At 44.3% G+C, this 21761-nt stretch carries 20 protein-coding genes and 3 pseudogenes; 12 read left to right on the forward strand and 11 right to left on the reverse strand.

Annotated elements, in window-relative coordinates:
- Positions 1-65 precede the first annotated feature (65 nt).
- Positions 66-1022, forward strand: coding sequence for a cysteine synthase A (gene cysK / locus C170_RS22965; RefSeq protein WP_051447361.1), 957 nt, complete (start codon positions 66-68; stop codon positions 1020-1022).
- 491 nt (positions 1023-1513) lie between these two features.
- On the opposite strand, the gene C170_RS22970 is transcribed toward cysK, so the two are convergent.
- Positions 1514-3496 carry an ATP-dependent DNA helicase gene (locus C170_RS22970; protein ID WP_036614475.1) on the reverse strand — a complete coding sequence of 661 codons (1983 nt, stop codon included), beginning with the start codon at positions 3494-3496 and terminating at the stop codon, positions 1514-1516.
- 187 nt (positions 3497-3683) lie between these two features.
- Here C170_RS22970 and C170_RS22975 point away from each other — a divergent pair, with 187 nt between their 5' ends.
- Both C170_RS22975 and C170_RS22980 read left to right on the forward strand, forming a co-directional pair.
- Entirely contained in the window at positions 3684-5276 is a 1593-nt protein-coding gene (locus C170_RS22975; RefSeq protein ID WP_036614478.1) for a catalase, read from the forward strand.
- A 553-nt stretch (positions 5277-5829) separates the two neighbouring features.
- Entirely contained in the window at positions 5830-7206 is a 1377-nt protein-coding gene (locus C170_RS22980; protein WP_036614480.1) for a right-handed parallel beta-helix repeat-containing protein, read from the forward strand.
- A gap of 137 nt (positions 7207-7343) precedes the next feature.
- Here the strand turns inward: C170_RS22980 and C170_RS22985 are convergent, their stop codons facing one another.
- Positions 7344-7625: a DUF6809 family protein gene (locus C170_RS22985; RefSeq protein WP_051447362.1), complete on the reverse strand. Its 282-nt coding sequence runs from the start codon at positions 7623-7625 to the stop codon at positions 7344-7346.
- 254 nt (positions 7626-7879) lie between these two features.
- On the opposite strand from C170_RS22985, the gene C170_RS22990 reads away from it, so the two are divergent.
- The gene (locus C170_RS22990) at positions 7880-9676 is read left to right on the forward strand and encodes an ATP-dependent nuclease (RefSeq protein ID WP_036614482.1); all 1797 of its coding nucleotides are present in this window, start codon (positions 7880-7882) and stop codon (positions 9674-9676) included.
- Between the two features lie 1086 nt (positions 9677-10762).
- On the opposite strand, the gene cdiI is transcribed toward C170_RS22990, so the two are convergent.
- The 4 genes from cdiI to C170_RS23015 form a co-directional block, all read right to left on the reverse strand.
- Positions 10763-11080 carry a ribonuclease toxin immunity protein CdiI gene (gene cdiI / locus C170_RS23000; protein WP_036614483.1) on the reverse strand — a complete coding sequence of 106 codons (318 nt, stop codon included), beginning with the start codon at positions 11078-11080 and terminating at the stop codon, positions 10763-10765.
- Positions 11081-11268: 188 nt separating this feature from the next.
- Positions 11269-11754 carry a hypothetical protein gene (locus C170_RS23005; RefSeq protein WP_036614484.1) on the reverse strand — a complete coding sequence of 162 codons (486 nt, stop codon included), beginning with the start codon at positions 11752-11754 and terminating at the stop codon, positions 11269-11271.
- 71 nt (positions 11755-11825) lie between these two features.
- Positions 11826-12440: a pentapeptide repeat-containing protein gene (locus C170_RS23010; protein ID WP_051447371.1), complete on the reverse strand. Its 615-nt coding sequence runs from the start codon at positions 12438-12440 to the stop codon at positions 11826-11828.
- A 16-nt stretch (positions 12441-12456) separates the two neighbouring features.
- A complete protein-coding gene (locus C170_RS23015) occupies positions 12457-13704 on the reverse strand; it encodes a WXG100 family type VII secretion target (RefSeq protein WP_036614486.1) in 1248 nt (415 codons plus the stop codon).
- A 646-nt stretch (positions 13705-14350) separates the two neighbouring features.
- Here C170_RS23015 and C170_RS23020 point away from each other — a divergent pair.
- Positions 14351-14914, forward strand: coding sequence for a DUF4879 domain-containing protein (locus C170_RS23020; protein ID WP_036614488.1), 564 nt, complete (start codon positions 14351-14353; stop codon positions 14912-14914).
- Positions 14915-15117: 203 nt separating this feature from the next.
- On the opposite strand, the gene yaaA is transcribed toward C170_RS23020, so the two are convergent.
- The 3 genes from yaaA to C170_RS31690 all read right to left on the reverse strand — a co-directional run bounded on the left by yaaA (position 15118) and on the right by C170_RS31690 (position 17260).
- Positions 15118-15729, reverse strand: a complete 612-nt coding sequence (yaaA, locus tag C170_RS23025; protein WP_235200823.1) for a peroxide stress protein YaaA — start codon at positions 15727-15729, stop codon at positions 15118-15120.
- Between the two features lie 463 nt (positions 15730-16192).
- Positions 16193-16498, reverse strand: a complete 306-nt coding sequence (locus C170_RS23030) for a hypothetical protein (RefSeq protein ID WP_036614489.1) — start codon at positions 16496-16498, stop codon at positions 16193-16195.
- Positions 16499-17062: 564 nt separating this feature from the next.
- Entirely contained in the window at positions 17063-17260 is a 198-nt protein-coding gene (locus C170_RS31690; protein WP_036614493.1) for a DUF7674 family protein, read from the reverse strand.
- A gap of 37 nt (positions 17261-17297) precedes the next feature.
- Between C170_RS31690 and C170_RS31595 the strand changes: the two genes are divergently transcribed.
- From C170_RS31595 to mtnB, 7 genes and pseudogenes are all read left to right on the forward strand, one after another.
- The gene (locus tag C170_RS31595) at positions 17298-17546 is read left to right on the forward strand and encodes an NAD(P)-binding domain-containing protein (RefSeq protein WP_327196658.1); all 249 of its coding nucleotides are present in this window, start codon (positions 17298-17300) and stop codon (positions 17544-17546) included.
- A 63-nt stretch (positions 17547-17609) separates the two neighbouring features.
- On the forward strand, positions 17610-17732 hold the full coding sequence (locus C170_RS31600) for a pyrroline-5-carboxylate reductase family protein (RefSeq protein ID WP_327196659.1): 123 nt from the start codon (positions 17610-17612) through the stop codon (positions 17730-17732).
- Positions 17733-17747: 15 nt separating this feature from the next.
- The gene (locus C170_RS31605; RefSeq protein WP_327196663.1) at positions 17748-17840 is read left to right on the forward strand and encodes a pyrroline-5-carboxylate reductase dimerization domain-containing protein; all 93 of its coding nucleotides are present in this window, start codon (positions 17748-17750) and stop codon (positions 17838-17840) included.
- Between the two features lie 119 nt (positions 17841-17959).
- Entirely contained in the window at positions 17960-18106 is a 147-nt protein-coding gene (locus C170_RS31610) for a pyrroline-5-carboxylate reductase dimerization domain-containing protein (protein WP_327196660.1), read from the forward strand.
- Positions 18103-18784: pseudogene (locus tag C170_RS30520) on the forward strand (RuBisCO large subunit C-terminal-like domain-containing protein). Before C170_RS31610 ends, C170_RS30520 begins: the two are co-directional and overlap by 4 nt.
- Positions 18781-19341, forward strand: a pseudogene (locus C170_RS30525) (MtnX-like HAD-IB family phosphatase); the annotation flags it as partial. The pseudogenes C170_RS30520 and C170_RS30525, both read left to right, overlap by 4 nt.
- A 6-nt stretch (positions 19342-19347) precedes the next feature.
- Positions 19348-19925: pseudogene (gene mtnB, locus C170_RS30530) on the forward strand (methylthioribulose 1-phosphate dehydratase).
- 141 nt (positions 19926-20066) lie between these two features.
- Here the strand turns inward: mtnB and C170_RS23055 are convergent.
- Together C170_RS23055 and C170_RS23060 are read right to left on the reverse strand one after the other, a co-directional pair.
- Positions 20067-20954 (reverse strand): NAD-dependent epimerase/dehydratase family protein, encoded by an 888-nt coding sequence (locus C170_RS23055; RefSeq protein WP_036614499.1) that lies wholly within the window; start codon positions 20952-20954, stop codon positions 20067-20069.
- 18 nt (positions 20955-20972) lie between these two features.
- Positions 20973-21737, reverse strand: a complete 765-nt coding sequence (locus C170_RS23060; protein ID WP_036614501.1) for a phytanoyl-CoA dioxygenase family protein — start codon at positions 21735-21737, stop codon at positions 20973-20975.
- Positions 21738-21761: the final 24 nt, after the last annotated feature.

A 21761-nucleotide genomic window follows, 5' to 3' on the forward strand; every position in this document is an offset into this window, starting at 1 on the left:
TAAGGCATGAATTGATTTCAACCGGATATACTCTCAACGTCTTATCAATCAAGGAGTTGTACTTCATGGATTTGAATACACATTCGATTAAACAAACACCCGCACATACAGGCATTGCCGCAGATGTAACAAAACTGATCGGCCAGACACCTGCCGTTAAACTGAACAGACTCACAGGCAGCGACTCCGCTGACGTATACGTGAAACTGGAATACTTTAACCCGAGTGGCAGCGTCAAAGACCGTGCCGCATACAATCTGATCGTTCAGGCTGAACTTGCGGGACACTTGCTCCCTGGTGCTACCATTATTGAACCGACGAGCGGAAATACCGGTATTGGTCTTGCGATGAATGCCGCCGCCAAAGGATATAAAGCCATTCTGATTATGCCGGACAATATGTCCAAGGAGCGCATCAACATTCTGAAAGCCTATGGCGCAGATGTGGTGCTCACCCCTGCTGCGGAGCGGATGCCTGGTGCGATTCGCAAAGCGAAAGAACTTCAAGCAGACATTCCAGGAAGTTTCATTCCGCAGCAATTCGAGAATCCGGCGAACCCGGACATTCACCGGATCACGACGGCTCCCGAGATTATGCAGCAGATGGATGGCAGGCTGGACGCCTTCATCGCTACGGCGGGAACCGGCGGAACCATTACTGGCACCGGGGAAGAACTGCGTAAGCAGTTACCTGACATCCGCATCTATGCGGTGGAGCCCAAAGGTTCTCCGGTGTTGTCCGGTGGCGAGCCCGGACCACACAAGCTCGTCGGTACAAGTCCGGGGTTCATTCCGGACATCCTGAATACCGACGTATGGGATGCCATCATCCAGGTGTCCGATGAGGACGCACTGGATACGATGCGGCAGCTTGCTGCCCGGGAAGGGCTGTTGCTCGGCCCTTCCTCTGGCGCTTCGGTGTGGGCCTCCCTTCGCATTGCGAAGGAACTGGGGCCGGGGCACCGGGTGCTCTGCATTGCGCCGGATACCGGGGAACGGTATCTTAGCATGGGTATTTTTTAACACAGCAAAAATCTGTACACATCAAAAAGGGGCTTCCATCTCCCATAAGTCATTAGCATGACAGAGGCCCTCCCTTATTAGCGCTCATTGGTCATTGGTTCTAATGAACCTGACACACGCTATTCGCTCCTATTTGCGCAGGTCTGACGTGTAACGAATCACAGCGACGTTATTTCTCCAAATTCGGTCGATTTACAGGCTTAAGAGCTATTTTCGGCGGGATAACGTTACTGAGATTCGTTAGAATTTACATCTCTTCATTATCACCCTAATAAGGTGCGGTAGGTTCGTTAGAATGTTGGAGCGATTGGTAGCGAGGAGCGAGGGAAAACCCCTCGAAAAAAAGGGAAGAGAAGTACATTGAAGGAACCATCAAAACAAAAAATAAGCTCTTGCTCACATACGGATGGTGAATCCGCAGAGAACAAGAACTTATTTTGGCAAGAAACCTTATCATCAAAAATAAAGCAAGAACATTTAACGTAAGCTAGTTAGTGTGTCAGGGTTGTCCATTCCACACCTTCGGGAAGCAGGGCCGCAATGCGGTCTTTGGCTTCCTTTTTGGTATACAGCGATTCATCGAGAATGACCGCAGAACCGGAATCGGTGCTTGTCCGAATCAGACGTCCAAGACCTTGCTTCACACGCAGGAGCATATACGGAAGATCGATCTCTTCGTATGGTGCTGCCGACGCACTGCGTTTTGCATTGAAGACAGGGTCCTGTGGTGGATACGGAAGCGACCAGATCATGACATTGGATAATGACGGACCTGGAACGTCCAGTCCTTCCCACAGATTAACGGAGCATAGCACACTCTCCTCATCCTGCTGGAACGCCGCAATCAGATCACTGATCTCCCGGTCGCCCTCATACATAAAGCGCAAACCTTCTGCTTCAGGTACATGAACGATGTCCTGCTTGAACGCACGTAGCTCTTCCATCGTACGGAACAGAACCAGCGCACGTCCTCCACTCTCCTGAAGTAACGACACCGCATCACGCATGCGATTTTCGTTCTCCGGGTGACCCGGTATAGCTTCATCGGTAATTTTCATCTTCATTTTGTCCGCATAATCATACGGAGAAGCCACCGAGAATGATACAAAATCATCAATGCCCAGGCTGTCCGCCACATAACGGAATGAACTGTCCACAGATAACGTGGCAGAGGAGAACACGATTGGAATACCTGTGTTGAACACACGCTCGTTCAGCATTTCCTTCACGGTGCGCGGCATGATCGATAAGGTCGTCTCATCCTCGCTCTCTTCCGCCCAACAGATGTAACCATCTTCCTTGCGGAACAAGGCAAGCGCAGACTGAATCATATCGAGATGTTCTTCCACAACACGCATCTGGTAACCATCCAGCGAGAACAATCCGCTCTCAAATACCAGTTCCTCACCGATCGCATCCAGCACACTCGTCAGACGTTCAATCTCACGTAGCAGTGGCGGCTCTACCCGAACTTCTTTCCGTTCCGAACCAGGGATCGCGACCGTATACGTATCCAGCAACGCAAACAGTCGCTCACTGCTCTCAATCGCTTCATCCACACACTCCGCGAGGGATTCACGAATCTCTCCTTCTAACAGGCGAGTGACGAGTTCCTCGAAAATGCGGTGTTTCAGCTTGTAGCTCAGTGCGTTCAGGGCTGCTTCTTCCAGCAAATGTCCTTCATCAAATACAACTGAACTGTGATCAGGCAGGAGTGGCAGTTGGCCCTCGCGTTTGCGCGCATCATAGGTCCACACATGCTCCATGTAATAATCATGGGAACAGATGATGATGTCTTTAGAACGACGGTAATGGTCACGCGACAGCGTCAGGCCGCAGCGTTGTCTTTTAGGACAAACAAAACAATCCTGGAACGGGTCCCAGTTGATCTTATTCCACTGACGATCGTTCAGATGTGGATACTGTTTGCGGTCACCATACGGATGGAAGGCCTGAAGTGTACCCGGGGTATTCACAAAATCCGGAAGGCTCTCATGCACTTCTTCAATAACAGGCGCATCCTCATCCGCAAATCGCATTGCACTTAATTTGTTCAAGCAAACGTATTGGTCCGGTGATTTGCCCAGACGTGCGTCCACTTCCAAGTCCAGATGTGCAGCCAGCTTCGCAATATCTCCACCGGGCTTCACAAGCTGTTCAATCAAGGACTCATCGGCACAGGCGATCACCGCCGGTTTGCCCGTATAACGTGCATAACAGACCGCGTAGAGCAGATAGACTAACGTCTTGCCTGTTCCGACACCGGCCTCCGCCATAATGGTCTTTTTATCTCCATAGGCCCGTTCGAGCTGGTACGCCATAAAAATCTGTTCATCCCGTACCTCGAAGCCGAACTCTGGCAAAATATCGTAAAAAACATCGGCAACCCATTCCCCGAGACGGGATACAAAAGGTTCAGCCGGATCATATGCAAAAGGATAACGTTGTGTAGACAATCCTAGGTCAGCCTCCATTCTTAGACGCGGTCCTCTTTCATTTTCCGTTCAAAAAAGGCCGCAGGGCAAAAGTTAATTATCTCACGCGATGAAGCGGGTGACAAGCTTTTTTTACGAGATTATTTGCGAGGTTTAATGTATAGAACCAATTTTCAGGGAAAATATATACAGGAATCCACTTTAAGGAAAGGCGGTGCTCCACTCCATGAATCATCAGTCTTCACAACCAGAGCATTCCTCAGACAAATCAGCTGAGACATTAACGGATCGACAAGGGCATCCCATTACGGACAATCAGAATGTACGAACCGTTGGCAGCCGGGGACCGACTACGCTGGAGAACTATCATTTTCTCGAAAAAATTACTCACTTCGACCGTGAACGTATTCCGGAACGTGTGGTCCATGCCCGTGGTGCTGGTGCTCATGGCGTATTTGAAGCGTATGGAACGGCCGGGGATGAACCGGTATCGAAGTACACACGTGCACGTCTATTTCAGGAAAAAGGCAAACTAACGCCCGTGTTCGTTCGCTTCTCTACCGTTATACATGGTGGACATTCACCGGAGACCCTGCGGGACCCGCGCGGATTTGCTGTAAAATTCTATACCGAAGATGGCAACTGGGATCTGGTGGGTAACAATCTGAAAATCTTTTTCATTCGTGACCCGCTCAAATTCCCGGATATGGTACACGCCTTCAAGCCAGACCCGTTGACCAATGCACAGGATATGGAGCGGTTTTTCGACTTTGTATCGCTAAGTCCTGAAGCTACCCATATGGTGACATTCCTCTTCTCTCCATGGGGCATTCCAGCGAATTATCGGCAGATGCAAGGCTCGGGCGTCAATACATATAAATGGGTCAATCAGGAAGGCACGGGCGTACTCATCAAATACCACTGGGAACCGCTCAATCAAGGGATACGCAACCTGCTGCAAAAAGACGCGAGCGAGATTCAAGGACAGAACTTCAATCATGCGACATTGGACCTGTATCACGCTATTGAAAAAGGGGAGTATCCCGAATGGGAGCTGTGCGTTCAAGTGATGGAGGACGGCGAGCATCCGGAGTTGGATTTCGACCCGCTGGACCCAACCAAGCTATGGCCGCAGGATCAGTTCCCTTTTCTACCTGTGGGCAAAATGACGTTGAATCGTAATCCCGAAGATTATTTCAATGAAGTGGAGCAAGCGGCGTTCGGCACAGGTGTCTTGGTGGACGGGCTGGATTTCTCAGATGACAAACTGCTGCAAGGACGCACCTTCTCCTATTCGGATACCCAGCGTCACCGGGTGGGTGCGAACTATCTGCAACTGCCTGTGAATGCACCGAAAAATCGGGTAGCCACGAATCAGAGCGGCGGACAGATGCAGTATCAAGTGGATCGTGCACCGGGGCAGAATCCGCATGTGAACTATGAGCCTTCATCGCTCGGTGGGTTAAAAGAAGCACCCCCACGTGGTAAGGAACATGAACCACTGGTGGAAGGCCGACTTGTCCGCGAGAAGATTGAGCGTACCAATGACTTTGGACAAGCGGGTGATACGTACCGGGCGTTCGAAGATTGGGAGCGGGATGAGTTGGTCAGCAACATGGTCGGGGCTTTGGCGCAATGCAAACCGGATATCCGGGAGCGCATGATCTCTCATTTTACCCAAGCCGATGCCGATTATGGTCGTCGTGTGGCTGAAGGGCTGGCCTCTGTTCCAACCGATGATAGTACAACGGTCCAACCGAAACATGAACCAAGCGTGGAGCAAGCGAAGAAACAGAGTCGTGAGACGGACGGATATTAAGGTGGATGGACAGCGTTTGGATCGCTGAGTCTGACACTGTTGGTACATTTGGGTATTTTGAGTAAGGAGATTACGTTCTGGATTAAACATAGCCCTGATCGTCAAGTTGCCAATTGCAGCTGCTATCAGGGCTTTTTCATGACTAGCTTGAGTGTAATCTCCACTTCAGGATGCATGCAGCTATGTATTTTAAATTAAAAGAAGTTCATATGAGTGGATCGAAGGTAAGACTTGTGCTCGTGGGATGGAAAAGCGTACTTCTCTACGTTCATTTCAGATGATTCTTCGTTAAATGAGAGCTATCACCCAATGGAAAGATTACATAATTCACGTGATATTACAGGCATTGGAAGCTTGCAGGCCTGACCTGCCTGCATGTACCTCCATCTGATCAGATGATTATTGATGATAACGCTTACAACATTTACCATAAAGCTGTGTCCTAGAGATTACATCTAACCAGCCGGCATGACCTATCTCATAGGTAACGGTCTGGTACACGGCTACCACATGCTCTTCATTCTATTCCCAATTAACCAAGGAGGCTTACGTAATGAAATTATTCCCATCCACATCCACTCATGTATCTGCACGATCTGCACGTTCTCTGAAGGAACGCTCCCTCAAATCCAAAATGGCCCATATCTGTCTGAGTGCCGCGTTCCCTCTATTATTAATTGGTGGTGGATCGGCCGGTGCAGCAGAACTGATCGAGAGCAGCTTGCAAAATCCCTCTGAATCGGTGGCGACTTCTAATATCGCACTTGCTGCGGGTGATCTGTATGTGTCTCCTAACGGCTCAGCCAGCAATCCGGGTACGATCAACAGTCCAACGTCACTGGCTAACGCATTGACCCAGATCGCACCGGGCAAAACGATCTATCTACGCGGCGGTACCTATAACTTCTCCCAGACCATTACCATTGAACGTGGCAACAGCGGCACATCGAGCCAACGTAAAAACCTGGTGGCGTATGGATCGGAAAAACCGGTCTTTGATTTCTCCGCTCAAGCCTTCGCTTCCACCAACCGCGGGCTGCAAATGTTCGGAGACTACTGGTTCGTCAAAGGGCTTGAGGTGAAGGGTGCGGGCGACAACGGCATCTTCATCGGAGGCAGCTACAACCGCCTGGAGCAGATCGAGGCTCATCACAACCGGGATACGGGTATTCAAATGGGACGTTATGCTTCTACAGCCGCCAAGAGTGAATGGCCTGCATATAATGAGGTGATTCGTTCTTACTCCCACAACAACTATGACCCGGATGACGGCGAGGATGCCGACGGTTTTGCGGCCAAACTGACCGTAGGCCCGGGCAATGTCTTCGACGGTTGTATTGCGGCCTATAACGTGGACGATGGTTGGGATCTGTATAGCAAAACGGACACAGGCGCCATCGGCGCGGTCACGATCCGCAACAGCATCGCCTACGCCAATGGCGCAACCGCAGACGGCACTTCTACCTCCAACAGTGATGGTAACGGCTTCAAGCTAGGCGGCGAGAAGATTGCAGTGAATCATATCGTTGAGAACAGCATTGCGTTTAATAATAAAAAGCATGGCTTCACCTACAACAGCAATCCCGGTTCGATCCAGATGAAAAATAACACCTCCTGGAACAATGGGCAAAGCAACTTTGCCTTTGATGTAGGCACCCACATCTTCACCAACAACCTGTCCTTCCAAGGCGGCGCCAGTGACAAAACAAGCGGAACCGACGTCAGCAGCACCAACGTCTGGTGGAAGAACAAAAAAAGTGAGAACGCCAAAGGCCTGCTCGCCAGCGCAGCCGACTTTGTCTCCCTCGTCCCTTCAGTAACACGTAGCGCAGATGGAACGCCTGTCCTGGGCAATTTCCTCAAGCTTGCGGGTGGTAGTGATCTGATTGGCTCGGGTACACCAGCGGGTAAGAATATTGGTGCGCGGTAAGTGGTAGGTAATAAAATAAAAAAATAATTTAAAAGCAAAATCCCCTCCCCCATGCCAGCCTGATAGGTGGTAATGGAGGAGGGGATTTTTGAATTGTTGTGTATTGTCTGCCGCTGGCTTATGAAGTAGGTAAATACTCACGGTTTAGCTAAAACCTCAATCATCAGTCTGCCGCCTGTGCGAAAACCTTGCTCAAACGCTGCTTCCACATACATGGATGTGGACTGTCCGATCAAGTCGATCAGTTGTTCCAAAGCATCGTATTCGTTCTCGCTAAGCTGTGTTTTGTAGTCCTGCATCAGGTCCGATATCTGGCGATTGATCTCCTGATACTCTTCTTGCTCAGGATGAATCGACTCGTCCAACCGCAGGTTTCCGTGAAACAAATCCTCGATAAGGTTTGACATGTTATCCTTCATGGTAAGGTCACCTCAGGAAGATTGTAACTCAAGGGATGAGGTTAGATGGGAATTTAGCGGGAAATCCGCTAAGTAAAGATTAAAAACAAAATTTCCTTGGCAAGGCACTAACGATTTGGAGATGAATTAAAGTTTAGTTACAGAGAAGTTGGATTTTTTTTATTAGATGAAGTCTTGTAATTAACTTGTAGTATTAGATACAAGATAAAGATATAATGACTTTATGGAAATTATAACAATTGGGGGCATTTTAAGTGAAATTAGTGTGGACTCAAATTAAAAACTTCAGATCAATTAAGGACTCTGGAAAAATATATTTTAATCCCAATTTAACAATTCTCGCTGGTAAAAACGAATCAGGAAAATCCAATATTTTGAAAGCTTTGGAATGTTTTTCTCTTGATAAATTTAATAAAGATACTGATTTCCCTATTGACTACATAGAAGAAGAATATCCAGAAGTTATTGTTCATTATCAATTAGAAGAAGATATAGTGATTGACCTTTGCGATACACTTAAAATAAATAAAGAAAATGCACACAAAATTAGTGGTGTTACAGTAACTAGAACATCTGAATTTTTAGAATCAATTGAAGTAGACATCTTTAAAGACACCCTTGAGTATGTTATTGATGCAGTAGGTGAGGCTATTAAAGTAATCAATAGAGAACTCAAAAGAACGTTTAAACTTGATATAAATTCTAAATCATCTTATTTGCTGTCTGATTTAATTGAAAAAATTGATAGTTACCTCTTAACTATCAAAGAATTTTTTAATGAAGAACAATCTAACAAGTTAAATTCAATAATTGAGGAAGTTGTTTCGCATTTAGAGATGTTGAATGGATTTTCTGATTATATCTCTGACAAAAAATTTAAAGCAACGATCCCTAATTTTATATATTTTAGTTCTTTTGAAGATATTATTCCCGATTCAATTTCAAGCAATGAAGAAATAACCCCTATTGTAAACAGGTTCTTCAAAGTCGTTAATCAAAATCCGAAACTTTTGTTCGATGAGTCCAACCCTCAGAGAAGGAGACTTTTATCTGACAAGATATCGGCAGGGATTTCGGGTGACTTTATGGATTACTACTCTCAAGACAGCGTTTCTCTTAAAATTAACTTAGACGGTGACGACCTTAACTTTTTTGTATATGGAACAGATACCCAGAAACCATTTCAGCCAAGACAGAGAAGTCAAGGTTTACAATGGTTCCTATCCTTTTATTTGACGCTTCAGGCGGAAATGAAAACAGGCAGCGTCTTACTAATTGACGAACCAGGTTTATATTTACATGCTTCAGCTCAAGAAGACCTTTTAGGTATGCTTAATAACCTTTCTGATAAAAGTCCCATCGTTATTTCCACACATAGCCATTGGTTGATGGACCCCAACAGATTAGAAAGAATCAGATTAGTCCTAAAAGTGAATGATCAGACTCAAGTAGAAAACAAAATCCATAAAGGGGCTGATGCTTACACCATGAAGCCTATTTTCTCAGCAATAGGCTTGGGGTTGAACAATGACATCAGTACTTTTGGAGAAAGATTAATTTTGGTTGAGGGCTATTCAGATTATTATTACCTAGAAGCAATGCGATATTATTTTCAGGAAATATTGGGAATAAAAATTAAAAATTTTAAAATATATCCGTGTTTAGGCTCTGCACAAATAATTAATGTTCTTACATTATTAGTTGATTCTGAAACGGAATACTTTATTTTATTAGATAATGATAAGGCAGGGAGGCAAACTGAAAAGAAATTGAAGGCTGAGTGTGGTATTGACGAAAATAAAATACTATTTACGCCGGTAAAAAGCAAGAATACCTCAGTAATTGAAGATATGTTTTCGCAAAAAGATTTTAGTGAAATTATTCTTGATACATTAGATACGAACAAATTTGATAAGGTTTTAGTCTCAAAGAAATTTAATGAGCGTATGCATAATAACGAGATTACAATACTCTCGGATGAAACAGTTTCAAATTTCAAAGAAATTCTTGATGTGATTGCTACACCAAAATTCTCCCATAGAGAAAATTAGTCTTAATTAGAGACAATATTGTTGAGAGGAGAGCTCCTACAGAGCTCTTCTCTCAACTAATTTTGGATTAATTTTATTTCACCCATGATTTGTCCCAAGTAGGAACCATCCTCATGTTGCTGTAAGGGTTCTTATTTTAAATTTTGATATTCTATTTCATTATCGCTTTTTGAAGTGTTATATCTATCTACTAACAGCCTCATGAATTTTCGCCTTATTTTCAGAGGACTAAGTAGCTAACTCACCAACAACTCTGTAGATCAACCCAATCCCATCAAAAAATAACCCCCCGAAAGTGAGATAACCAGCCGAGGCCTTGCATTTCTCTTACGATTCAAATGTTGTTCTATCTGGATATTGTCCATCTTCACTATACAGACATCTTGCCAACCTTTGAGCCGCTCTATCGAAATAAAACTTCGATTCGTGGTTGGCGTTTACTACTAGCTCCACTTCTTGAATGGTTTCCTTCTTTTTATTTAGTTCAATCTTTCCCATAACTTGTTCATTGGGGCAAAAATAATAGATAACCTTCTCATCATATTCTTAATCTTTCAATAATAATACAAATGAAGCCATTAGATTCCCTCCTATGGTCTCCAAATCCATTGTTTACCTCTTTAGGAGTATTCATGTCCCAATGGGTTATCTTAAATTTAACGCCTACGGGTACTATGTTATTTTAATGTAACAAGGTGAGATGACGTCTGGGTATTTATTTACTTCCGAATTCTTAACACGCTCAATTTTTTGTCCAAAATTGCGGATTTTGAAAATCTTCACTCGTGTAAAGTTCAGTTAAAACATTCGCCTCTTCCTGCCAATCAGGACCATACTGTAAAAGGTAATCTGTGAACCATTCATAGTAGGACCGGGTAGTTGGATTCAACAGAATCAATCTTTGATACATCATCATCACACAAGGGATCGGTAGAAAGAAATGAGTAAGCTCAACATTTTATCGCTTCTAATAAATGATCGGAGTCGTTCGTATGATCTATCTCGGATATGAGTTGAATGGACAGAGAGTCTACGTTCTCTCTCGTTGTTTTTAATTCTGGCTGATTAAATTTCGACCAATCCTGGTCAATCAACTGATGCAGCTCTTCCACTTTCTTTTGTATAGTCAAGGTTATCGTCCGTTCTCTTCATTAAATTCAGTCTATTTCTCACGCCGTCTAATAAATTGAAAATTTTCTCTTTTTCTTTTGGGTGTTCCTGAAGGTATCTCTCACTGCAAATTTCTAAGTAGTTATAAAATTCATCATATTCTATAACCGCCATTACATCTTCATCATATACTGGAGGCTCCCCAATAAAACACACTTTCTGATCGCCAATGCACCCTTCCTCTTCTGGCATGGATAGGATGACAATTGTACTTCCAGTGGACCTGAACCACAACCATGTCTCTCATGGTCTCCAAAGTATTTTAATGCTCTGGGAAAATCAATAATCCAGAAATAAGATTCGACTAATTGATCTATTTCAGTTTTTGTTGTCAGTATTTTGTACATCAATTATCTCTTCCTTAATATTAATCGGAATGCAGGATCAAAATGCTTTATGTTCCCTTTGTCATCATTTAGAAGTTAGTCTTTGGGATTTTTATAACACCAATCCGGGTTATACGGTAAAGATTTCAGTTTTTGTATGTCCTCCCGGCTGTATACCCAATCATTGTATGCAATCCAAAAATAATCATCAGGATTCAGCTTGAGATATTCATAAATAAAATGAAGTATTAACTCTTGATTATCATAGATATCCTCAATGTGCCCGACCTGGCATAGTGATTCGTTAGGATCTAAACCTAAATCTTCGTGATAATAAAATTCAGTGCTTGGGCTACTAATGCTGTGAATATGGAAAATCAATGAAGATTCATTGTCCCCTGTAAATGACTTATGATTAATATTCAGCGTTGTATACAAAAATTCTCCTTCATTTGTATATGTTTTATTGTTATAGAAATAAAGAGCTGCGTCCGAATGAAAAGCTGCAACAATAGTATCAGCTAGAAGCTGCTCTGGAGAATATTTATCTTTCTTTGCTAAAATAACAGCTGAAGTCCCCATTTTCATTTCTCCCTATTCCGAATTGCAGTTTATCTGGTGAGACCACATTACAGGCAAGTTGAGCATAGAATCTATTCCTTACTCAAACTTTTGTCCTGCAACCACTTTATAGCTTCTTCACCCACCAGAATATTTGGTTCTTCTGGCGTTCCGATATTGATGCTTTTTATAAAAGCTTCTTCTATTCCCCTAAGCCCTGTTAAGTTAGCACCGTGCAACAAAGTTCCTTTAAACGACGCTGAACTGACATCTACCTGATTCATATTAGCATCTCGAAAATCTGTAAGGTACAGGGAGCTGGAAATTAGCTTTGCATTTGACAAATTCGCATTTGTAAAGATCGACTCAGAAAGATCCGCTTTGGCAAACCTTGCACCTTGGGCATCGGCATCTGTAAAATCGGCATAAGACAAATCTGCCTTATAGAAATCAGCATTTACTACGTTGGTGTTAGTAAAGCTGGATGAACATAACAACGATGATGACATGTCCATATGTTCCAAATTCATGCCATCAAATGCACATTCGGTCAAATAAGCTTGATCCAAAGGATATCCCGATAAATCGACATGACGAAAGTCTATTTCATCTACACCTAATTTTTCACCCTTTTCTCCAATGGTTTCAATCCACACTCGATGTGAATTTAATTGCTCTATCAGTTCTTGTTGGTTAGTTGATTTCATTACTACACCACCTTTATTATGGATACCAGATGATTCGTTCTGTAACTCCCGCATCTTTTACTGCCTCTTTTAGCTGCTTGATATGTTCAGGAACTAACTCCCGTGTATCAATAACAACATTATGACCACGATCAAACTCCTCGTTTATTTTATCCATAGATTTTACGACTGTAAATGCTCCCTTTCTCGGTGACGTATGACCATGAGGATAAGACTCAAAACTTTTCACGTCCCACTTTTGACCAGTAGTGACGTCAATAAATTCAGCGCCTTTATTTTCTTCAGGATCACGCATGATCTTTCCTAATTTACCTTGTTGCTCTAAATCTAGTCCTATCTCTCTTTCTTTCAAACCTTGATCTCTAATTTTTCCGCCATGTGAAGGATCGCCTGCCAAAACATCCAATTCCTTTTGTGTTCTACCTCCCGTATATTTTCCGTCCTTGTCATAAAGGTTAGACCCATTACCTTGCCCCTTACTCTCAGTAGCCCTCTTTTGCTCATTCGCTTTCCTCGCTTCAGCCGCTTCCATATTCTTTTTAATCTTCGCCACAGCTGGATGAGAAGAAGGTACGCGAAACGGCCCTTTGCCACCCGGCATACTCCCGCGAACCATCTGAAATGCCATAAATAGCTGACTGAACTTCAGAGAAGTCAACATCATCTGAGCATATTTATCGGATACAGGCTCGCCTGTGAAGGGATGAATTCCATTTTCAAAAGCTTTGATCTGCATCGCATAAATATCTTCCCCTGGCGCTTCAGCATCCGTAGCTTGCATCCGATTAAAATCCAAATGCCCCTGATCCTTCTTATATGCCTGAAGGGCTGCCTGATCCGTAACACCATTCTCATTCACAGGCATCCACATCAGCTTCCCAAACATATTGACTTGTGCCATCCGGTAGCCCTTATCATCCGAACCGGCATAATATCTTGAGGTCTCCATCATTACTCCCGCACCTAGAGCACCAACAGCACTGCCAAGACTCACTTTTTCAGCATCGACATTCTCAAATCGCGTGGCAATATCCTTTAATTCCTTAGAGGTGTTCACCATACTTTCCAGCGCCCTCTGCAATAAAGGACGTGACCGTACAAACTCATCATAAAAACGCTCCTGCGTCACACCTAGCCACATCTGCTGAAGGAACATGATCTGTCTTGTGAGATCCTCCCGTATATGTTCCAATTGTTGTCTCGCCTGATCCACCTGATTCGATACGTGATGTAACTGTTCAGGGGTAACTTTAATGGTATTCATCCATTTTCACCGCTCATCTAATATATGATAAAACTATGTTAGCAGAAATTTAATGGCAATTATATCCTGCTAACCTCCTGATTTCACTGCATGAATCCACGCTCAGAATGATTTATATCCGTCCCTCAGCCCCATACGATCTCTATGTAGGTGTATACATGTTCCAGAGGGTTTTCCTTTTACGACTACAGGATACTGTGGCATTTTACTACGACAAGCCGAAAACTTTAACAAATCATAGTATTAATGAAGAAACTTGACTCGTGCGGATGATTAGGTGTACTATATGTTTGTATAAATGGAATATATTACAATTTAAATATTTATTTTGGAATCTTATATTATCAAGATGGGTATCAGAGCCTATCATAACTAAGATATCAATGCGTATAAATGAGTTTTACATTTTGTCTGCAACACATAATCATTGGCAGGCATTCATTTTACATATACATTCCTACTTCATAGAGTTTTCTAGCCTGTAGAGTTCTACCTCCTTAATTTCTTTTTCAGTAAAGAAAAAAGGGAAGAACCATTTTCATAAGAGAGGAGGGCAAGAGGCTTTAAGCTGCAAGCAGGTCTATTTGTCGTAACCACATGTTTTTGTAAAAGAATACCCATATCAAGAAAGGTGGAATTTATTGCTATGAGAAAATTGATTAGTTTAGCTCTTATTCTTGTTCTAATGCTTTCATTTAATGTAGCTGCCTATGCAGACGGTGATGTGACTCAAGCCAAACCTATGACAAAGGAAGAAATTATTAATTCCAAAGAATTCCGTGAAGCTGTGAAAGCGGCTAAGGCTGAATTTGAATCGCAGAAGGCAGATAATGCGGGTGGTCCAGTTCTGTTTGCGCCTGCTCCGAAAGTATCTCACATTAATGTATATGGTGTCGTATCTCCGAATGGCGGCCAAGAAATTTACGGCTTCAATAACAACCCGCTCTCCACGACCAATGATCATGGTGGGGCTTGGATTCAGTGTATTACTTTCCAGATCGGTTATGACAGCAGTCACTACGGCACACTCGCCGGCAATACAATGACTAACAACTGGTCTGAAGCTATTGATCTGGACGGTGACCGTGTCGTAGATGCTTGGGCCTATTCTTGGGTTTATGAAGCGCCTACTACAGGCGGACAATTTGTAGGAACGGTCTATTCCATTAATATTCCAACACAGTGGACCGCTTGGATTAATGTTCGTTAACAGGAAGGATGTAATATGAATATTGGAGGAATTGGCTATCCTGGTTCTATCCTGAGGAATACGGGAAATAAGCCCAAAAGCTCATCAGCTTTGGACATGGATTTAATTCTTGATCAGGCGCAGGGATATACATCCCCTGCGTCTTTTCTCATTGTGACCTTAAAGGGCCGACTTTGTATAGGAACCCACCGTTGCACAGCAGGCTACTTGCCCTCTGCTTGTATGAATACATAAGTACTCTCATCGGATCTTTCTTCTGAAAAAGCGAAATTCAACCGATCAAAGTTTCTTACATCTTCCACATCTGTAATCTTACGCTCTGCCAGGTACCGTACCATCTCACCTCTGGCCATCTTGGCCCAGGTTGCCTTTTCAACAAGCTTCCCATTGACCATTTGTCCGAATACACATGTAATGAACCGGGTTTCCTCACTCAGAAAAGGCAAAATATTTTTGCTATACTCTTTGGAAGCCAGATTTAGGATGTAGTTGCTTTCTGATTGAAGCTGATCTGCGAGTTTGCTACCCCAGAATTGATAGAGCGATTTGAAGCCTGGACCTTGCAACTTGCCCTGCATCTCCAACCGATAAGGGGTAACCCCATCCAAAGGCCGTAACATGCCATAAAAAACGGATAATATGCGTAAATGCTGCTGAAGATACGCCAGTTCCTCATTTTGAAAAACACCTGGAGCCATATACTGATACTGAATGCCCTCATAGGCATAGATTGCTGGTGTCAGATTTGCTTTTATATTCATATTCTGAATCCGCTCCACGTTCTGTTCGGCGATTACATCGTTACACTTCCACATCGATTGAGTTCAGCTCTCCTCGCTAGCAGGTGAAATAATAATCCTTACCATGCTGATTCATCCTTTAATCAACCGTTATAATTTAGACTTTTTCATTCTTCAGCAAAGTTTTATAATTCCAATTTGAAGGGTATTTTTTTATCGTGGTGCTTCAAAAAGAACTACAAAAATGAACAAGCCAGCCCACTACCGGACTGGCTTGTTCATCAAAAATTAAAGAACGCATCATCAATTTATTGTTGTTAGCGAATTAATATTTTTTGAGATGTTTCAATTCTCTGCAGAGCGATTAAAACAAATCATTCAAAATATTGATTAGCTTAAAACTTGGACATCACCAAACAGGGAGCAATTCAAATGCTGTTTGTCTGCTCACTTAATTTCTTGCGAAGACCCTTCTACAATATCAATCATATAGACCTTATCCATGCCTAACTTTTCGGTAGTGGTGAGCTTATATAATTCAGTTTTTTGTAGGTTCTAATAAAGCCCACTGCCAATTGGATCCCGGTCCAGTGGTTAAAGCTATTATCTCTTCAGTGTCCAGATCTAATGGAATGACTTTCTTTTCAGCTTCACCAGAAACATCTTTCACAATTAAATTAACCTGATTATTTCTCTGTGACATGTTGATTAATTCGATATTGTACTGGTATTTCAGATCAAATGTGTAACTAACCGGATCACTTTCTGCTTGATATGATTTCACCGTATTTTGTAATGCAGTCACAAAAGCCGGAGTACAGAACAACAGTATAAAGATAAACACTCCCCCCCACAATCATGGTACTTACACTTAACTTATAATTCCATTTATTCATGAGAATTACAATCAAAATCATATTAACAATAAGAGAAGGTATTCCATAGAAAAGCATGATCCACATACCAACCACATCTAGTGATCTTTGAAAATAAGACGTTGCCCCAACTAAAAACCAAATAAGTACTGATAAATTAATTAATGTAGTTGCAATCCATATAAATTTAATCCAAGTCGACACTCCTTCACCTTCACACCAGACATGAAGCTAGATACATGCTACACTACCATCCCCAAGGTCTGATTATTCTGATACTTGTCCTCTGTATGTATTTGATGATGACTTGTTCCAATACTATTTACTTGGTTGCTTGTCGTACATGTATCCTTAAATTTCTGTATATATTACCTAAAAAGAAGGGAATCCATCAGAATTCCCCAATGATTAAAATCACGTTGATCTGCAATTAAACAAAAAATACCAAATAAACTCCAGTCGATTATTTTATGAAAAGTATTTCCCTGAATTTAAATCTTCTATTTCTTGAGAGAGTTTTTTAGTATATGGCTTCATATAACTTTTTTAAGAATATCCGTATGCCTACCAAGATTATACAATATTGTAGTAAATAACACTTGTACGATATAAAGACTCGTTTGAGTCGCCATCCATTCAAAAAAATTGAAGAACTTTTCAATTTGTTCTATGTCATCATTTTCACGAAGCAATCCTTCAACATAGGTAGACACTTCATCTCCAAAAAACACATGTCCTAGAAGCCTATCCTTCTTCGGCGCGGGCTCGATGACCGAAGCGATCGTCCCTGGACTGCTGGACCGCAGGCTTACGATGCCTGGTCAGATCGCCATGGTTAACCGCCAAGATCAGGAACGTCTGAAGGAGCTGCATGAACGCTATCATGTCATTACTCCATTCACGGAGGAGGCGAAGCAGAGCAGCTTGAAGCAGGCCGATCTGATCTTACTCACCATGAAGCCGAAGGATGCCGAAGCGGCGCTTCGACACCTCAAGCAGTTCATTCAGCCGCATTAGCTCGTCGTATCGCTTGTAGCGGGGCTGTCGATTCGCATAATCGAACGGCTGCTGGAGATTGATGTGCCTGTTGTGCGCACGATGCCGAACACCTCCAGCACGATTGGCCTAGGCGCAACCGGCCTCTGCTTCTCCACCAAGGTAACCGAGCATCTACGCAAGCTGTCGGAGGAAATTTTCCGTTAGGTCGGCATTACGGCCATCGTCGGCGAGGAGCAGCTTCTCGATGCTGTTACAGGCTTATCCGGCACAGGCCCGGCCTATGTGTACTACTTGATGGAATCCATGATCTAGGCTGGAAGGCAGCTTGGTCTGGGCGATGAAGCCGCGCGCATCCTGACCGTGCAGACGGTGCTGGGCGCTGCCCATATGGTACAGTCCACCGGCGAGGAGCAGCGGAGCTGCGCCGCAAGGTGACCTCCCCGAACGGCACCACGCAGGCTGCGCTGGAGCTGCTAGCCAGCCATCAAGTCGGTGAATCGTTCGTCAAGGCCATCGCAAGGGCAGCAGAGCGAGCCGGGGAGCTGGGTGCGATGATCGAAGGAGGCGTCAAGCCATGAGCGGCTATTGCACCGCAACGTACCGCTGCTTTGACGATAAGGCTGACTTCGCGAAGAAAGCCCAATCGATCGCTGTCGGACTAACCGTAGGAAGCTGGACAGATCTACCGGAGGCGCAAAAGGCAAATATGGAGAAGCATCTGGGCGTTGTTAAGAGCGTCGAGGTGCATGAAGCGGATGCTGCTGGCGAGCGCTATGCCGATATTCAGATCACATACCCGGACATCAACTTCAGCCGCGACATTCCCGCGTTGCTCGTCACCATCTTCGGCAAGCTGTCGATGGACGGCAAGATCAAGCTGCTGGATGTCGACTTCAGCGACGGTCTCCTGTCCGCATTCCCAGGCCCCAAGTTCGGGCTCCAGGCATACGCGAGCTGCTAGGCGTCCATGATCGTCCGCTGCTGATGAGCATCGCTGCTGCTGGTCAAGCTGATGCGGATTGCCGGAGCTGACCTGTCGCTATTCCCCTTCCCCCTATGGCTCCGTCGTGATGCCCAAGGCGGAAAATATGGCGGTCAAGGCAGCGCTACATGGTCATCCACTTGGCACAGCAGCAGGCGGACGAGCGTTCCGCCAAGCGATCGAGGCGGTAATGACGCGTGAATCACTGCATGAGAGGGCAGAGCGACATCCAGAGCTGAAGCAGGCAATCGAGCTATGGGGATTGAAGCAATGAATCACAACGCATCACGCAAGCAGGTCATCTTTTGCGACTTTGACGGGACGATTATGGTCAATGATAATATTATCGCGATCATCAAGCATTTCAACCCGGACGGCTGGGAACAGATTGCGACCGATGTTATAGCCGAGCGCAAGTCGATTCGTCAGGGAGTCGCCGAGATGTTCCGCCTCCTCCCCTGCTCCATGCAGGAGGAGGTAGTGAACTATGCCATCCATAATGCCCGGATTCGCGATGGCTTTGCTGAGCTGCTGACCTACTGCAGGGAACGGGAGATTGGATTCTATGTCACGAGCGGCGGCATCGACTTCTTTGTCTACCCCATCGTGTCCGCCTTTGCGATTCCGAAGGAGCACATCTACTGCAACGGCAGTGACTTTACAGGCGAACGCATCCAAATTACATGGCCCCATCCATGCGATAACCAGTGCACGAATGACTGCGGCATGTGCAAGACAACCGTCATGCGCCGTTTCCCCTCCGAGCAGTATGAGCGTATTCTGATTGACGACAGCGTGACCGACTTTGAGGGCGCCGAGCTGAGCGACATCTAGTCGCTGTTCGCCGCCAAAGGCTGGTTCGCGGGCACCAGCGGCAATCTGTCGATCCAGGTGGGCGACTTTGACCCGGAGCAGTTTCATTTTGCCATCACTGCAAGTGGCAAGGACAAATCGCTGCGCACGCCGGAGGATTTCCTGTTCGTTGACCAGCAGGGCAAGCCCTTCGAGCATACGCGGCTGAAGCCTTCCGCAGAGACGCTGATTCACTGCGAGATTTACCGTCTTACCAGCTGCGGCGCTATCTTCCACACCCACACCGTGTTCAACAATGTTATCTCTGAATGGTTCTGGGAGCGTAGAGCGGTGCCTGTCGAGGGTGTCGAGTTGATCACGGCGTTCAATACCTGGGAGGAGGAGGCGAAGATCGAATATTCCGATCGTCTCCAACTATGCAGATATTCCACGCATCGTACCGGAGATTACGGACAGTCTGAACCCTACCCGGCGTCCTGCTGCGCAAGCATGGCATTTACGCCTGGGGCGCCAATGCATTTGAGGCCAAGCGCCATTTGGAGGCATTCGAGTTTTTATTTGTATATGTGTATCGGTGGGAGCTGCTTAAAGGGAGAGTTTAATAACTTATTGCAATGATCGCTCTAGGGATGGACGTGATAGTACAACACTGGTGCGGCGCGTCCATCCCTAGAGCCTAGCACACAGCTATGCTCAGAGTACTAGTTGCTTTGTAAGAGTCTTCGTTTGGAGGAACTAGAGCGTTAATTGGGAATATTATTTCGAGAATGCTCCACTAGAGCAGTAAGCCAATCACTAATAGAATCAAATTTAAAACCTTTTATTGTTGCAAGAGTATTACTCATGCACCACGAGTGCTCACTGTCATACGAGCCTTTTTGATGTTCTGAGCTATGCTCAGGTGAGAAGACAAAATCATGACCACATGCTGCTGCAACAGTATTTAAAAATTGGCTGGTAGTCATATTGCCGTTGGAGCACGCATTCATTGCTCCTTCTATAGAATCATTCTCTACCGTCCAGAAAAGAAATCTTGCTGCTTCATCTGAAGAAATAAGGGAAATCACAGATTGAAAATTCGATACTTTGATAGGTATCTTATTCAGGATATGATGAACATAAAAGTCAAGCCGTCGCGTGTAATCATCATTACCAAGAATATAAGGAAATCTTACGAAAATCGATGGAAAATCTGCCATTTGATTAATTACTGCTTCCGCAAACCTCTTACCCTCCGCATACTCATAATCTGAACGCATCTTCCAAACCAATTCAAAATTAGCTGAGTTAAAATCAGATTCCATTAGCGGAGCATCTGAGAACTCATAAACAGCTTGCGAAGAAATTTGAATGTACCTACCTATATTCCCAGCGAACGCCCTTACAGCATCCAATGCATCCATCGCATTAAAACAGATAAAATCAACAACAATATCCCAATCATTATTCTTCAACTGCTGCATAGATACAGACTCCCAACGATTGATAATGATTCTCTTTACTCCGTCTCCAAAAGAATCACCTGTAAGTCCTCGATTAGCAATCGTTACATCATATCCTGCAGATATTAGTTTTTCAACAAGCCGATTACCAACAAAGCGAGTTCCCCCAATAACCAGTATTTTTTTCATAAGTCCTCCCACTTCAATCTAGTCATATTCATTACCACACGGGTCCGCCTTACTGTTATTTTCTATTTTCACTTCCTCGCCGCTCATCGTATACATGCTAGCGTAGACATCTCCGGCTTTTTCCGTAGAAATGGAGGCATAATGTGTTATAAAAGCTCTACGAAAACGTTCATTGGAGCGATTAGGATAAGACCCGTGAATTATATTCCCACTAAAAAAGATAGCATCGCCTGTCCTCAGCTCTACGGTTACAATCTCCATGCCCTCTGGCACATCTACTTCCTCTTTCGTAAATGATAAGTTAGGGTCCGATAAATGAGGGCACTGTATCTGCGTGCGGTGAGATGTAGGAACAACCACGAGTGCGCCGTTCTCCGCATCGGAATCGTCCAATGCCACCCATACTCCAATGCAAGGGTCAGGCTCCATCTTCAAATAAAAATTATCCTGGTGCAGTGCCTGTCCCAAAGCTCCCGGGGGCTTATAATAAAACATGCTGTGGCAGGCAAGGGCTTCCTCCAGAAACAAGCTTTTTAAAATGGTATTCACCCTGGAGTGGACCATATACTTAAAAGCAACCGTATTGTTTTTATGTGGTTCCATTACTCTTGGATAGGAGCTGAAAATATCGGCATTCGGTCCGCCCTTTTTCGAGAAGTCGATTGACTTAAAACTATCACGTATCTCATCAATTTCATTAAACTCATATAGGCCTTTAATAATTACAAATCCCTGATCATCGAACTGCTCTTTGTACGATTGCATTTTTGCTTTCGATATCATATTAATAACCTCTCCTGTCGATTA

It is taken from the genome of Paenibacillus sp. FSL H7-689 (genome assembly GCF_000517905.1).
In the GTDB taxonomy this organism is placed as follows: domain Bacteria; phylum Bacillota; class Bacilli; order Paenibacillales; family Paenibacillaceae; genus Paenibacillus; species Paenibacillus amylolyticus.